The sequence below is a fragment of the Natronoarchaeum mannanilyticum genome (assembly GCF_039522665.1).
Lineage (GTDB): Archaea > Halobacteriota > Halobacteria > Halobacteriales > Natronoarchaeaceae > Natronoarchaeum > Natronoarchaeum mannanilyticum.
The window spans coordinates 327672-340961 of record NZ_BAAADV010000003.1 but is presented as its reverse complement, the minus strand read 5'-3'; the positions used below and the strand labels follow the sequence as shown (position 1 = coordinate 340961).

Sequence of the window (13290 nt, the reverse complement as noted above, 5' to 3'; positions counted from 1 at the left end):
ATACGTTTTTAGCTCGATCCCTCGGTAGTTTCACACGAACCATGCAACAGCCCGGAGCCACCGCCGCGCGCGTTCCCGACGAGCTGGACTCGCCCCGCGCGAAGCTGGTGTACCTCCACCTCTCGACGGCGGGGTGGAGCACCGTCGCGGACATCCAGCACGCGCTCGGGCTCAAGAAGATCGCGCTCATGAGCATCCTCGACACGCTCCACAGCCGCGAGCACGTCGAGCGCCGCGGCAACGCGTTCCGCTGTCGGCCGCGCTGATCCGGCGCGAAGGCGGGGTCTCGATCGCCGCTCGTCGAGCCGTAGCGCGATCCCCGCTCCTCGAGCCGTAGCGCGACTCCGACGACTGGTAACACACGTCCCGTCCGATTCTTGACGCCTCGGTTACAAGGCTCTCGCATGGAAGAGCGGCAGCGGTTCAACGGCGACGCCTCCGTCCTGCACCACAACGCCGTCAGGACGCCGCTGCCCGACGCCGACGCCGAGCGGCTGTTCCACGAGAACATGATGGCGGTCGCGGAGGGGCGGGAGCGGAAGGCCGAACTGCTCGCGGATCCGGACGTTCCTCTCCTCGAAGCCTACGAGCGGGAACTGGAACGCGTCGCCGAGAGCTTCGAGCGGCGCCTCGAACGATTCGCGGGCGAGGACTACGAGACGGTCGCGAGAGCCGCCCAGCGCGGCGAGCGCGACGACCGGGTCGGGCGACTGGCGTCGTACTATCTCGAGGGACTCTGGCGGATTCAGCAGCGTGCCACCGTCACGGAGATGCTGTTTTTCCCGGTCATCGTCCGGTATCCCAACAGCTTCACCGTGAACATCCGGTTCGCCAGCGGGCACGCGACGACGGAGTCGGTGCTCTACGAGTCGCCGGCCCACCTCTCGGAGGAGCTGGACGACGATCACGTCGAGACCTACTACGAGGAGAGTCGATACTCGCAGAAACAGGCCGCGAAGTACCTCCGGGAGACCGCCCAGATCATCCGCGACGAGTTTCCCGACCCCGACGAGAGTGCGTTCGAGGAGCGAAAATACGGCGGTATCGTCATGGCGGGCGGGCGCCGCGACTCGACGTTCTCGACGATGCTCCGGCGCGTCGAGCCGGACCCCGACAGGTTCTCGGAATCGATCGAGACGCCCCGGCTCGTCGACGCCGGCGCGGAGGCCAGGCGGACCGAGAACGATCTACTCAGGGACGGCGAAGTGATGCTCTGAGCCGCGGACCGAACCGCCGATCGCGACCAAAAAAGCGACGTCGCTACTCCTCGGTCGAGGTCTTGTCGAGGTCCTTCTCGCCCTCGTAGATCTCGTAGCCGTCCTGGGCGACCTTCTCGGCGAGCACGGCGCACTTGACCCGCATCGGGCTGATGTCGACGCCCAGCATCTCGGTGACGTCGTCCCGATCCATCTCCATCAGCTCCTCGATCGACGTTCCCTGGAGTTCCGAGGAGAGCATGCTGGCGCTGGCCTGGCTGATCGCGCAGCCGTCGCCCTGGAACGCGACGCGCTCGATCTCGCCCGACTCCTCGTCGAGCGCGACGTCCATCCGGATCTCGTCGCCGCACATCGGGTTCTCGCCGACGTGCGTGTAGGTGGGGTCCTCGAGCTCCCCGTAGTTCCGGGGGTTCTTGTAGTGGTCGAGGATCTGCTGTCGATACATATCCGAGCCCATTCCCATGATTGGTTCTGGGTAGGTGGTTTCGGCGGAAAAGGGTTCCGGCGCCGGATTTCGGCCGCTCGACTGTCGCCGGTTTCCCCGGGCGACGAGCGGCGACCCGGCACGCTCCGTGGCATCCGAAGCCGCGGCGGGTCGGGGATCGCGCGGATCGAGGCCGAAGCCATCGGCGCGCCGCGTCGATCAGCCCGCTCCGCCGGGAGAGGCAGGAAGAACCGCGAACCGCGGGCGTCGTTCGGACGAGTGGATCTGGAGAGTGCGCCCGCAGTGGCGTCCGCACGTCGGTCGTGGAGTGGTCACTTCGCTCGATCGAACACCTCCGTCGGGTCGTTCGCCACTATCGGCAAAGTATTTTTCCTAGAATGTCGGTATATAGGTTGAATATCTGGTCGTTTGTCGAGTATCTCATCGCGATCTGTGCGTCGCCGAGCTTCGTTCTCCCACCTGCGATCCAGCGTCCGGTCAGTTATCGGGCGTCGCCTCGGCGCGCCGCGGCGACTGACCGCCGCTCGCGCGGCCGTACTCGGCGCGGTAGCGGGCGAGCTTCCGGTACAGCAGGTAGCCGAACAGCCCGTCGTACACGACGATGAACACGAGCAGCGCCGCGAACGACAGCCCCAGGAACCCGACGAGCGTGTTGTACGTGGCGTGGATCAGCGCCGCGATCACAAGCCCCTTGACGACGATCGGGCCGGCGTCGTCTGGGTTGAACTTCGCCAGTCCGAGGTAGTAGCCCGCGAAGCCCGAGTAGATGACGTGGCCCGGGCCGACGAACGCGCGCTGGGTGGCCGTCCCGGCGGCCACCTCCAGTTGCTGGCCCACCCCGCCGGCGCTCGCGGCCGCGAGGAACTCCCGCGTGATGTACAGCGAGTTCTCGATCGTCGCGAAGCCCAGCCCGGCGACGGCGCCGTACACCGCGCCGTCGACGACCGTTCGGAACGCGTCGCCCCGGTAGGCGAACAGCCGGACCGCCAGCAGCTTGACCGTCTCCTCGACCGGCCCGACGATCAGGAAGAAGAACAGTACGGTACCGACGACCGGCACCGCCGAGAAGGGAATACGGAGGATCGTGTTGAGGACGGCGGCGAAGCTCGCGAACAGCACGGCCAGCAAGAACGTCGCGGCGAGCGGTCCCAGCGGCTCCTTGACGGTCGGGTCCGCGCGCCAGAGGAACCCGACCAGCGCCAGCGCCGGGACGGCCGACAGCAGCGTCAGCACGCCCAGCGAGGGATTCCCGATGATCGCGTAGCCGCTCGCGGCGAGCTGCGCTACCAGCAACCCGAGCGCCAGCGCGATCACGACGTAGATCGCGACGAGCTTTATTCCCCGGTGGATCCCGACGGCCGCGCGATCGAGCGCGGACCTGGGCTCCCAGGTGGCGACGTCGTAGAGGTCCTGCTCCCCGTCGGCGGTCTCCTGCAGCGGATCGCGTTTCTCTCCCATGCGCCGACGTTCTTCGTGATCGACCGTGGTGATTCTTGCGGCTCGCTTGCGGGGCAACTACGGCATCCTGCCCGGCAGAACGCCACCGCGCGGCCGACGTTTTTGTACCCGGCGTGCGAGCGACCGCTATGAACGCGACATTCGCGGCCGGCGCCGCGCTGACGGTCGGCGGCGTCGCGGCGTACGTCGTCGGCGTCGCTCGGCCGTTTCCGGGCCGGTCCTTTTCCGTCGCGGCAGTGATGATCGGCATCTCGCTGCTGGCCGTCTCCGGCCGAGAGGGGGTCGAAGCGTGAGGGCGCTCGTCGTCTCCGACGGTGCAACGACCGTCAGGTCGCCCGAGGACCGCGAGAGCCTGGCGGCGGTCAGGGACACGCCCGGCCTGTCGTGGGTCGACGCCACCGGCGCCGATCCGGACGCGCTCGGCGAGCTCGTCGACGTGTTCGACATCCACCCGCTGTCGGCCGAGGACGTCCGCTCGGACCTGCGCGCGAAGGTCGAGACGTTCGAGTCCTACACGTTCGCGCTGCTGAGCGAGCCCGGATTCGGGCCGGACGCCGGGGCGCTGGTCGAACAGATCGAGGCCCGGACCGTCGGCCTGTTCGTCGGCGAGGACTGGCTGGTCACCTACGCGGTCGAGCCGATCGCGGCCGTCGACCAGATCTGGTCGGCGGCGGCCGACTCGCCCGCGCAGTTCACCGATCGCGGTCCCGACTTCACGGCCTACCGCGTCATCCGCCGGCTGATGGAGGAGTACTACCGGGTGATCGACGACGTCGAGGACCACATCGAGGCGATCGAGGACGCCGTCGTCGAGGATCCCTCGCCCGAGACGCTGGCGACGATCAACGAGGTCCGGGCGGACCTGCTCGCGCTCCGGAAGCTGCTGTGGCCCGCGCGGGACGCCGTCGCCGCGCTGGCGTGGGACGAGGGCACCTACGTCCGCGAGGCCAACCGCAAGTACTTCCGGAGCACGTACGACCAGCTGGTCGAACTGGTCGAGCTCATCGAGACGTACCGCGAACTCGCCAGCGGCTCGCGGGACATCTACCTCAACGCGCTGTCGACCTCCACCAACGAGGTGATGAAGCGCCTGACCGTCGTCGCGACGATCATCCTCCCGCTGACGTTCGTCGCCGGTATCTACGGGATGAACTTCGAGGGGAGCCCCTACAACATGCCCGAACTCGGCTGGACCTACGCCTACCCCGCCGTGATGCTGGGGATGCTCGGCGTCACCGCGGTGATGCTGGCGTACTTCCGACAGGAAGGGTGGCTCTGAGCTACGCCGCCCTCGGGAACGCGGGCGTCACGTGCGTCTCGCGCTACAGCCGTTCGAGTAGCTTCGCGCTCGCCGACGTGCCCTCGCGGTTGAACGAGAGCACTTTCGCCCGTAGCATATCGCCCGGTTCGACGTCGTCGGGGATGTCGGTGACGAACACGACGAACCCCTCGACCTTCACGAGGGCGTCCTCGCGGCCGCTGTGGTGATCGGTCAGTTCCTCGACGCCGGCCTCGATCACGTCGCCCTTCTCGACCGGCGGTTCGCGCTCCTGTGCGGCCTCGTGGGCGCGTTTCGACGCCCCAGAGGAGCTGAGCGACCGGAGGCGCCACGCCAACGCCGCGACCAGCAGCCCGAGCACCACGACGCCGATGGCAAGGAGGTAGTTCGTCTCCAGCGGCAGGTTCATGTCGGTCGGCTAGGCCCCGGGGGTAAAAAATGCGCTAGCTTCGGGCTTCGAGAGTCACCTTCTCCCGCGAGAGAACGCTACGAGAAGAGCTCCCGGGCGTCACCGAAGCGGCGCAGCCGCTCCGAGGTCTCGCTCGCTACGCTCGCGAGACCGTCGATCGATCGACGACGCCGGTCGCTCTACGAGAAGAGCTCCCGGGCGTCGTCGATCGCGTCGATCAGCACGTCGATCTCCTCGCGGGTGTTGTAGACGTAGAACGACGCCCGCGCGGAGGCGGCGACGCCGAGCTTGTCGTGGAGCGGCTGCGTGCAGTGGTCGCCCGCCCGGATCGCCACCGCCGAGTCGTTCATGATCGAGGCCAGGTCGTGGGCGTGGACGCTGTCGAGATTAAACGAGACGAGCCCGCCGCGGTCCGGTCCCGGTTCGGGGCCGTAGATCTCGATGTCGTCGAACTCCGAGAGCCGGTCGTAGGCGTACTCGGCGAGCTCCTGTTCGTGCTTCCGAATGTTCTCCATCCCGAGCTCGTCGAGGTAGTCGGCGGCTTCCGCCATCGCGATGCCTTCCGCGATCAGGGGTGTGCCGGCCTCGTACTTCCAGGGGAGTTCGTTCCAGGTCGAGTCCTCGTAGGTGACCTTCGTGATCATGTCGCCGCCGTAGAGGAACGGCTCCATGTCTTCGAGAATCTCCTTCTTGCCGTAGAGGCCGCCGACGCCGGTTGGACCGGCCATCTTGTGGCCCGAGAACGCGTAGAAGTCGGCGTCGATCGCCTCGACGTCGACCGGCCGCGTCGGGACGGCCTGGGCGCCGTCGACGAAGATGTAGGCGTCGTTGTCGTGGGCCAGCTCCGCGAGGTCGGCGACCGGGTTCACGGTGCCGAGCGTGTTCGAGACGTGGACCGCACCGACCATCTGCGTGTCCTCGTCGATGAGTTCGGCGGCGTGGTCCATGTCCAGTCGGCCGTCCTCGTCGACGCGGATGTACTCGACGTCGGCGCCGGTGCGCTTGGCGATCTGCTGCCAGGTGACCAGCGAGGCGTGGTGCTCCATCTCCGTGAGCACGACCCGGTCACCGGGTCCGAGCTCGTTGAGTCCCCAGGCGTAGGCGACGAGGTTGATGCTCTCGGTGGTGTTTTTGGTGAAGATCATCTCCTCGCGGCCGCCCGAGGCGCCGACGAACTCCGCCAGACGGTCGTGGGCCTCCTCGTAGGCGATCGAGGCCTCCTGGCTGAGGTGGTGGATCCCCCGGTGGACGTTGGCGTTGTAGCCGCGGTAGTAGTCGCCGAACACGTCGATGACCTGATTCGGCGTCTGGGTCGTCGCGGCGTTGTCTAGGTAGACGAGTTGGACGTCGTCGCCGACCCGCCGCTGGAGGATCGGGAAGTCCTCGCGGATGCGCTCGACGTCGAGCGGCGCGGACTGTGTCGTTTCCATTACGTGTAGGGAGGAACTGCAGGCAAAACACTCCTTCGGTCCGACGGGCCGTTACCGCATCGCACACCCGAGGAGGCCGACTTCGCGCTATCGGTCCCCCGCGGTCTGAGCGTCCGCCTGCCGCGCCCGCCACTCCGCGAGCAGCGACGGCGGCGTCCGGCTGAGCATCAGCTCAGTATAGCGGGCACAGAGCCACGCAAGCGCGTTGAACAGGTGCAGGACGACCAGCGCAACGAGCACGCCCACCGCGGATATCAGCAGGGCGCCCCAGACCGTGTCGGCGAGCGTCGAGATCACCTCGCCGGCCTGAATCGTCGCATCGAACGGCATCGCGAGCCCGACAGTCCAGCCGTCGTGCTGGTAGATGAGATCCGGGATCTCGACGTGGACGGGTCGGCCGAAGTGAATCCCGACGTGCTCGTTTCCGTAGTGCAGCGGCGCGAGCAGTAGCGTCAGCGCGAACGACGCGCCGGTGACCAGCGCGACGAACGTGGCGATGCCGATGACGAACTTGCTAAAGAGGAACGCGATGCCCTTCCAGGTGCCCAGATTCAGGAGTAATCCCGTGAGCCACTCGATCGGGCCTTCGGCCGGTTCGGCCTCGTCGGCGGGAATATCGGCGTCCAGCAGCACTTCCGCGAGCGTGCGCTCGACCGCCGCGATCTGGCTCGCGACGAACACGACGAACAGGAGGATCGGCAGCCCGACCAGCAGGATCAGCAGGCTGGCGCCGACCGAGAAGCCGACCACCAGGAACACGAAGTACGCGAGCCCGAGCGGGAACGCGAACGCGAGGTAGGCGAGGTTCGCGTACGTTCTGGGCCGCAGCGGGACGCCGAAGAACCATCGCGCGGCGCGCGCCGCGGTCCAGTCGCTCGTCGCTTCGCTCGCAGTTGTGATCCGTTCGTTCATCGCCGTGGCCTCCTGTCGGTGACGTTCCGTTGCGGCGTCTCTCCCGCCGCCGGTCGCAAGCGCGGTTCGTGTCCGGCTTCGAAATCCTCCGGCATAAATATTGTTGCGTTGATGGTTTCGGAGCTTGCCAGTCGTTCGCACCCGTCGAGCGCGGTCATCGCCCCGGCCTCCGCAGTGAGTACGCGATCGCCGTCAGCCCGACGATGTTGCACGTCGTGATCACCAGCACGACGATGCCGTCGGACGCCGACGTCAGCCACTCGACGCCGTAGGACAGGACGAACGGGATCGCGGTGACGAAGGCGACGCCGACCGCCAGGTACAGCATCGGTCCGCTGTCGTTGCGGGCGTAGCCGCGGTACGCCAGCGCCGCGACGAACGCCCCGAGCGCGGCGCTGACCAGCCCCATCAGGAAGATGGTGCCGCCGGCGTCGAGCCCCAGCGCGGCAGCCGCTACAGGCGGCGCCGGCGCCGCGCCGCTCATGCCCTCCACCTCGCGTTCGCCGCCGTCCCGTCGTTCGCCTCTTTCATGGTTTCCCGTAGATCGCGTACAGTATCGCCGTCAGCCCGAGCACCTCGCCGACCAGTGCGACGCCCCTGACCGTGACGACCGGCGCCGACGTGAACGTCGGCAGCAGAACTCTGGCGGCCGTCGGCGCGGCACTCAGCAGCGCGACGCCGACGGCCAGCCACAGCAGCGCCGGCGCCCGCGAGGCGCGGTACCCGGACGCGGCGCGGTAGACGATCCAGCACGCCAGCGCGAACGCGATCGTCTGGCCGATCAGCGCCGCGGCCACCACCGGCACCGAGCCGCCCGTCGCCGACTGGAGTAGCAGGTCCGGCATCGGTATCAGAGCTCCTCGTACAGCCGGGTGAACCGGTCCGCGGCGTTTTCGTCGGTTCTGTCGACGCGGACCTCCATCTCGCCGTCCGAGAGCTCGACGGAGACGCGTTCGAGCCGGGCGCGGTAGGTCTTGTAGTGGTGGCCGTCGGGATCGAGCTCCTGTTCGGCCTCGACCAGGTCGTGCTCGTCGAGCCGGTCGATCCGGCGGTACACCGTCGGGGGCGAGGCGTCGCAGCGCTCGGTGAGCGCGTCGGCGGACATCGGTTCCTTGCTGGTCTCGATGAGGATCGCTCGCGCGTACTCGTCGTCGAGCAGCGAGAGCAGCTCCGCGTCCTCATCGTCGGTCATTCGACCGTTTGTTGCACGACGTGATATAAAAGACCCCGCAGTTTCAGAGCGAGAAAATGCCGCACCGGAGTTAATGGCCTCGGGACGCAAGCCGAAGTCGAGATGACAGCAATCGAGACGGACGGCCTCACCAAGCGGTTCGGCGACGTGGTGGCCGTCGACGACGTGAACTTACAGGTCGAGGAGGGCGAGGTGTTCGGCTTTCTGGGCCCGAACGGCGCCGGGAAGTCGACGACGATCAACATGCTGCTCGACTTCGCGCGACCGACCGAGGGCTCCGCGACCGTCCTCGGGTACGACGCTCAGGACGAATCCGAGCAGATCCACCGCCGCGTCGGCGTCCTCCCGGAGGGGTTCGACCTCTACGAGCGCCTCTCGGGCCGCAAGCACGTCGCCTTCGCCATGAAAACCAAGAATATCGACGGCGACCCCGACGCGATCCTGCGCCGCGTCGGCTTGAGCGACGAGGACGCCCGGCGGCCCGCCGGCGACTACTCGAAGGGGATGCGCCAACGCCTCGCCTTCGGGATGGCGCTGGTCGGCGATCCGGACCTGCTGATCATGGACGAGCCCTCCAGCGGGCTCGACCCGACCGGGATCAACGAGATGCAGGAGCTCGTCCGCGAGGAGACCGAGCGCGGCACGACGGTGTTTTTCTCCAGCCACATCCTCGAACACGTCGAGGAGATCTGCGACCGGGTCGGGATCATGAACCGCGGCGAACTCGTCGCGATCGGGACGCTCGACGAGCTTCACGACCGGATCGGCGGCGACGCCACGCTGGAGCTCGATCTCGACGACGTGCCCCAGCGCGCGGTCGACGACCTGCCGTCGATCGACGGCGTCACCGGCGCCGAGCGCCGCGATGGCACTGTCGAGGTTCGCTGTGCCGCCCCGACCGCCAAGGCCGAGGCGATCAACCGCGTCGAGGCGGCCGGTGCGACGGTGTTGGACATCCGGGTCGAAGATCAGTCGATCGACGAGCTGTTCGAGCAGCTGACCGGAGCCGGCGAGCCAGCGTCCGAAACAGCTGACGGCGATGCGCTCGAAACGGAGGTGACCGCATGAGCCTCGCCGCGGTCGCCCAGAAGGACTTCGAGGACGCCGCCCGGTCGAAGATGCTCTGGTCGCTGACGAGCCTGCTGGTCCTGCTCATCGGCGTCTTCTACGTCGCCGCCTGGTACTTCGCCGACGATCCGGGGGCGACCCAGCTCGTCCAGGGGCTCGCGCTGCCGATGCAGGTGATCGTTCCTCTCGCGGCCCTGATCGCTGGGTACATGTCGATCGTCGGCGAGCGACGATCGGGCAGCATCAAGGTGCTGCTCGGCCTGCCGCCGACCCGAAGCGACGTCGTGTTCGGAAAGCTGCTGGGTCGCAGCGGCGTCGTCGCCACGGCGGTCCTGACGGCGTTCGTCGTCGCGACCGTCCTGAGCGGCTTACTGATCGGCGGCGTCCCGCTCGTCGAGCTCGGCGGCCTGCTGCTGGCCTCGATTCTGCTCGGGCTGGCCTTCGTCGGGATCGCCGTCGGCGTCTCCGCGGCGGTGTCCTCCCGCGGCCGGGCGATGGCCGCCGTCGTCGGCACGTACCTGCTGTTTCTGGGCTTCTGGGACGTCCTGATCGGCGGACTCTACCGGCTCGTTACGGGCGCGTTCCCCCCGTCGCCGATCGTCCCGCAGAACCCCGTCGAACCGTGGGCGCTGCTCCTCCAGCGGCTCAACCCGATGGAGGCCTACGGCATCGTCGCGAGCGCCCTGATCGACACGCGGGTGTTCCCCCTGACGCTGCAGTTCCCGATCGGGATCAATCCGACGGCGAACCCGAACGTCGCGACGGCCGATCTGGTCGCGGGCGAGGCGCCGTTCTACCTGAACGACTGGTTCGCCGGGGTCGTCCTGCTGGCGTGGTTCGTCGTGCCCGTCGTGCTGGGGTACGTTCGGTTCCGCGGCGTCGACCTCGGATGAACCGCGCCGGACGATCTCGCCCGGACCGTTAAGGCCGACCGCCCCCTGGGTCGAGTATGGTCACGAAGCGCTCGCTGGCCGCCAGCCTGCTGTTGCTGGGGTTGGCCTTCGTCGGCATCTTCCACGCGATCCTCGCGATCGCGTTCGACAGCGGGCTGTTCTACATCGGCGCCGTGATCGCGGCGCTGTCGCTTTTGGGTATCGTGCTCGTGAACATCCCCGCCGACGAGTCGTCGCCGGACGATTCGGCTGGCCCCGACGCCGCGGCGAACGACGCGGACGCCGCCGTTCCGAACGGCGGCGACGAAAATACCGAGTGAGAACCGCTCAGGCGACCCGGAGCACCTGGGCGTGCAGCGTCGAACCGACTTCGAGGACGTTCGCCTCCTCGACGAACCCGTGTTCGATCGCGAGTTCGACCGATTCGGTGCCGACGATGTTCGCGACGGTCGCCCGCGCGAGGCTGTCGACGACGTCCTCCGCGTCGACCCGCTCGCCGCCGTAGAACTCCTCGTCGACGGTCAGCGACACGTCGCCGCTCTCGTAGGTTTCGCCGAGCGCGTCCCGGTCGCAGACCGCGACGAGCAACCCCTCGTCGGTCTCGCGCTCGTTGACGATCACTCTATCAGCTCCTGTTCGGCCTCTTCGCGAAGCTCCTCGGCTTCCTCGACGATCTCCTCGGCCTCGTCGTACTTGCCGAGCTCTTCGAGCGCGCGGGCCTTCTCCTCGAGGATGTTCGAGTTGCGAAGCCCCAGGCGGATCGCGTTGTCGAAGCAGTTCACCGCGTCCTCGGCGAGGCCGCGCTCCAGCAGGAAGAAGCCGCGGTTGTACCAGCCCTGCGCGAACCGGCTGTCGATCTCGACGGCGCGCTCGGAGTGGTCCAGCGCCTGCTCGGTGCGGCCCGCCTCCCAGAGCGCGTACGCGAGATTCGTCTCGGCCGTCGCGGCGTGGTCGCTGTCCTCGTCGATCGACAGCGCCTCGCGGTGGGCGCCGATCGCGGCGTCCCACTCCTCGAGCTCGGCGTGGGCCACGCCCTTGTTCACCCACGCCTCCTGCTCGACGCGCTCGTCGTCGGCGTGACGAGCGGTCCGCTCGAACGTCTCGGTGGCCTGTTCGTAGCGGTTGATGCTCATGTAGTTGAGCCCGACGTCGATCAGCGCGTCGGCGTCGATGGCGTCGTCCTGAATCGTCGACTCGTCCAGCATGTCCGGGATCGCCCGGGAGTCGACGGGGTCGACCTGATCGGGATCGACCTCGAGCTCCGGCGGGTCCAGGTCGAACGCGTCGTGAGCGTCGCCGAACCCCTGCCCCTCGGAGAACTGGTGCTCCTCGGGTCGATCGTCGTCGGAGTTAGTCATGCCCAGCGGTACGGCTGCGCGAGTGTTAAGGCCTGCGTTGGCGGCCGCGCCGTGGCGTCTCCCCGGGGTGAAAACGGGATTGCGCGACGGAGCGACCGCTCGGATGCCGATCTGTGGCGAGCAGGCGACGCGAACTGGAGTCCGAAGCGGGGCGTCGCGCTCGTCGCGGATCGCCGTCGGTTCGGCATCGCCGTCGGTTCGACGATCCGCTCGGGGCCGCGCGTGGTGGCGCGACCACAACGAAGCCGCTCCGGGCGCAACTCAGCGCACGTCGGCGCTCGCCGCGGGATCGCACTTGAACCTGTGGCGTGTGGGCCTCCACGTGCGGATCGATCGCGGCGCCACCGTTATTCGTCGCGACGCCGACCGACCGCCATGAGCAGACGACTGTTCGTCAGCGTCGATCTGCCCGACGAACTCGCGGACGACGTCGCCCAGTTGCAGGAGCGCTTCGAGGACGCGAGCGGGCTGAACTTCACTGATCCCGAGCAGGCGCACGTCACGCTGAAATTCCTCGGCGACGTCGCCGACGATCGCGTCGGAGCGGTCGAGGACGCCGTCTCTGAGGCGGTCGATGACGCCGACATTGAGCCGTTCACCGCCCGCTACGAGGGGCTCGGCGTATTCCCGTCGATGGAGTACATCAGCGTCCTCTGGCTGGGCGTCGCCGAGGGCGGCGACGAGCTAACCCGCCTGCACGAGGCGATCGAGGACCGGACGACCGCGATGGGGTTCGACCCGGAGGACCACGAGTTCACGCCCCACGTCACGCTCGCGCGGATGGAACACGCGGGCGGCAAAGAACTCGTCCAGCGCGGCGTCCGCGAGTGGGACGCCGCCGTCGGCGAGACGACCGTCGAGGACGTGCGGTTGACCGAGAGCGAACTGACGAGCGAGGGTCCCGTTTACTCGACCGTCGATCGATTCCCGCTCTGAGCGCTCGACCGTCGTTTCGGGTCGTGCTCAGTGCTCGACGCCGGCGAACAACGTCTCGACGTTGTCGGCCTCGCCGTCGGTCAGCGGCGGGTAGTTCGGGTACGCGCCGACGCAGACGATGAAGTCCTCGTCGTGTTCGATCGGGTTCGTGACGTGCAAGGAGAGGTCGACGGTCTGGCCCGTCCCGGCGAACGTCGCCTCGCCCTCGTACTCGCCGACAGTCGCTTGGCTACCGAGGATACCGGCGGTGTACTCGCCGACGCCGGTGACGCTTTCGAGCCCCTCGTAGCTATCCTGGACCAGTCGCACGAGGTCCCGGTGGTCTCTGTCGCCGACGGGGTTGAACGTCTTGTTCGCGATCTCGACCTTCGGCGTCGAGAAGGCGATGAACTTCGCGCCCTCGAAGCTATCGAACCCCCCGACCTCGACTGCGCGGTCGTACTCGGCCTGCCAGTTGGTCGCCACGACCGTCCGCTCCTGCCCGCCGGCCTCGAAGGTCCGTTCGATCTCGACCTCCTCGACGGTGTTCTCCTCGTACCCGGTGTCGTCGCGCGCGCTCTGGGAGACCGTCGCCTCGCTCGCCGAGACCTCCAGCGCCTCGTTTCCGAGAATGAAACCGACACAGCCCGCGAGCGAGCCGGCCAGCGCCGTCCCGGAGGCGGCGAGAAACCGTCGACGATTTTGTGACATACC

19 protein-coding genes are annotated in these 13290 nt (G+C 67.8%); 8 read left to right on the top strand and 11 right to left on the bottom strand.

The genetic code is table 11. The features are described 5' to 3' along the window. Positions 1 to 41: 41 nt before the first annotated feature. Together ABDZ81_RS10265 and ABDZ81_RS10260 are read left to right on the top strand one after the other, a co-directional pair. Entirely contained in the window at positions 42 to 266 is a 225-nt protein-coding gene (locus tag ABDZ81_RS10265) for a MarR family transcriptional regulator (protein WP_343773872.1), read from the top strand. Between the two features lie 138 nt (positions 267 to 404). After that, entirely contained in the window at positions 405 to 1217 is an 813-nt protein-coding gene (locus tag ABDZ81_RS10260; RefSeq protein WP_343773871.1) for a hypothetical protein, read from the top strand. 43 nt (positions 1218 to 1260) lie between these two features. Here ABDZ81_RS10260 and sufU read toward each other — a convergent pair whose 3' ends face one another. Then, positions 1261 to 1680 carry a Fe-S cluster assembly sulfur transfer protein SufU gene (gene sufU, locus ABDZ81_RS10255; RefSeq protein ID WP_343773870.1) on the bottom strand — a complete coding sequence of 140 codons (420 nt, stop codon included), beginning with the start codon at positions 1678 to 1680 and terminating at the stop codon, positions 1261 to 1263. 459 nt (positions 1681 to 2139) lie between these two features. Then, on the bottom strand, positions 2140 to 3120 hold the full coding sequence (locus ABDZ81_RS10250; protein WP_343773869.1) for a PrsW family intramembrane metalloprotease: 981 nt from the start codon (positions 3118 to 3120) through the stop codon (positions 2140 to 2142). 128 nt (positions 3121 to 3248) lie between these two features. Here ABDZ81_RS10250 and ABDZ81_RS10245 point away from each other — a divergent pair, with 128 nt between their 5' ends. Both ABDZ81_RS10245 and corA read left to right on the top strand, forming a co-directional pair. Next, positions 3249 to 3413 carry a hypothetical protein gene (locus tag ABDZ81_RS10245; RefSeq protein ID WP_343773868.1) on the top strand — a complete coding sequence of 55 codons (165 nt, stop codon included), beginning with the start codon at positions 3249 to 3251 and terminating at the stop codon, positions 3411 to 3413. Continuing rightward, positions 3410 to 4399 carry a magnesium/cobalt transporter CorA gene (gene corA, locus ABDZ81_RS10240; protein ID WP_343773867.1) on the top strand — a complete coding sequence of 330 codons (990 nt, stop codon included), beginning with the start codon at positions 3410 to 3412 and terminating at the stop codon, positions 4397 to 4399. The genes ABDZ81_RS10245 and corA overlap by 4 nt, the downstream gene beginning before the upstream one ends. A gap of 43 nt (positions 4400 to 4442) precedes the next feature. Here corA and ABDZ81_RS10235 read toward each other — a convergent pair whose 3' ends face one another. The 6 genes from ABDZ81_RS10235 to ABDZ81_RS10210 all read right to left on the bottom strand — a co-directional run bounded on the left by ABDZ81_RS10235 (position 4443) and on the right by ABDZ81_RS10210 (position 8342). Continuing rightward, the gene (locus tag ABDZ81_RS10235) at positions 4443 to 4808 is read right to left on the bottom strand and encodes a TRAM domain-containing protein (protein ID WP_343773866.1); all 366 of its coding nucleotides are present in this window, start codon (positions 4806 to 4808) and stop codon (positions 4443 to 4445) included. Positions 4809 to 4987: 179 nt separating this feature from the next. Then, on the bottom strand, positions 4988 to 6238 hold the full coding sequence (locus tag ABDZ81_RS10230) for an aminotransferase class V-fold PLP-dependent enzyme (RefSeq protein WP_343773865.1): 1251 nt from the start codon (positions 6236 to 6238) through the stop codon (positions 4988 to 4990). An 87-nt stretch (positions 6239 to 6325) separates the two neighbouring features. Then, on the bottom strand, positions 6326 to 7150 hold the full coding sequence (locus tag ABDZ81_RS10225) for a sensor domain-containing protein (RefSeq protein ID WP_343773864.1): 825 nt from the start codon (positions 7148 to 7150) through the stop codon (positions 6326 to 6328). 154 nt (positions 7151 to 7304) lie between these two features. Then, positions 7305 to 7634: a DUF7521 family protein gene (locus tag ABDZ81_RS10220; RefSeq protein ID WP_343773863.1), complete on the bottom strand. Its 330-nt coding sequence runs from the start codon at positions 7632 to 7634 to the stop codon at positions 7305 to 7307. A gap of 43 nt (positions 7635 to 7677) precedes the next feature. Then, positions 7678 to 7995: a hypothetical protein gene (locus ABDZ81_RS10215; RefSeq protein WP_343773862.1), complete on the bottom strand. Its 318-nt coding sequence runs from the start codon at positions 7993 to 7995 to the stop codon at positions 7678 to 7680. Between the two features lie 5 nt (positions 7996 to 8000). Continuing rightward, a complete protein-coding gene (locus tag ABDZ81_RS10210; protein WP_343773861.1) occupies positions 8001 to 8342 on the bottom strand; it encodes a helix-turn-helix domain-containing protein in 342 nt (113 codons plus the stop codon). Between the two features lie 102 nt (positions 8343 to 8444). Between ABDZ81_RS10210 and ABDZ81_RS10205 the strand changes: the two genes are divergently transcribed. From ABDZ81_RS10205 to ABDZ81_RS10195, 3 genes are read left to right on the top strand one after another with little or no spacing between them, the layout of a single operon-like run. Then, positions 8445 to 9410, top strand: coding sequence for an ABC transporter ATP-binding protein (locus ABDZ81_RS10205; RefSeq protein WP_343773860.1), 966 nt, complete (start codon positions 8445 to 8447; stop codon positions 9408 to 9410). After that, positions 9407 to 10303, top strand: a complete 897-nt coding sequence (locus ABDZ81_RS10200) for an ABC transporter permease (protein WP_343773859.1) — start codon at positions 9407 to 9409, stop codon at positions 10301 to 10303. Before ABDZ81_RS10205 ends, ABDZ81_RS10200 begins: the two co-directional genes overlap by 4 nt. A 56-nt stretch (positions 10304 to 10359) precedes the next feature. Continuing rightward, positions 10360 to 10623, top strand: coding sequence for a hypothetical protein (locus tag ABDZ81_RS10195; protein ID WP_343773858.1), 264 nt, complete (start codon positions 10360 to 10362; stop codon positions 10621 to 10623). Positions 10624 to 10630: 7 nt separating this feature from the next. Here the strand turns inward: ABDZ81_RS10195 and ABDZ81_RS10190 are convergent, their stop codons facing one another. Both ABDZ81_RS10190 and ABDZ81_RS10185 read right to left on the bottom strand, forming a co-directional pair. Next, positions 10631 to 10924, bottom strand: a complete 294-nt coding sequence (locus tag ABDZ81_RS10190; protein ID WP_343773857.1) for a DUF424 domain-containing protein — start codon at positions 10922 to 10924, stop codon at positions 10631 to 10633. Beyond that, the gene (locus tag ABDZ81_RS10185; protein ID WP_343773856.1) at positions 10921 to 11661 is read right to left on the bottom strand and encodes a tetratricopeptide repeat protein; all 741 of its coding nucleotides are present in this window, start codon (positions 11659 to 11661) and stop codon (positions 10921 to 10923) included. Before ABDZ81_RS10185 ends, ABDZ81_RS10190 begins: the two co-directional genes overlap by 4 nt. Before the next feature lie 375 nt (positions 11662 to 12036). Here ABDZ81_RS10185 and thpR point away from each other — a divergent pair, with 375 nt between their 5' ends. Continuing rightward, positions 12037 to 12597 carry an RNA 2',3'-cyclic phosphodiesterase gene (thpR, locus tag ABDZ81_RS10180; RefSeq protein WP_343773855.1) on the top strand — a complete coding sequence of 187 codons (561 nt, stop codon included), beginning with the start codon at positions 12037 to 12039 and terminating at the stop codon, positions 12595 to 12597. Between the two features lie 27 nt (positions 12598 to 12624). Here thpR and ABDZ81_RS10175 read toward each other — a convergent pair whose 3' ends face one another. Continuing rightward, positions 12625 to 13287 (bottom strand): DUF6517 family protein, encoded by a 663-nt coding sequence (locus ABDZ81_RS10175; protein WP_343773854.1) that lies wholly within the window; start codon positions 13285 to 13287, stop codon positions 12625 to 12627. Positions 13288 to 13290: the final 3 nt, after the last annotated feature.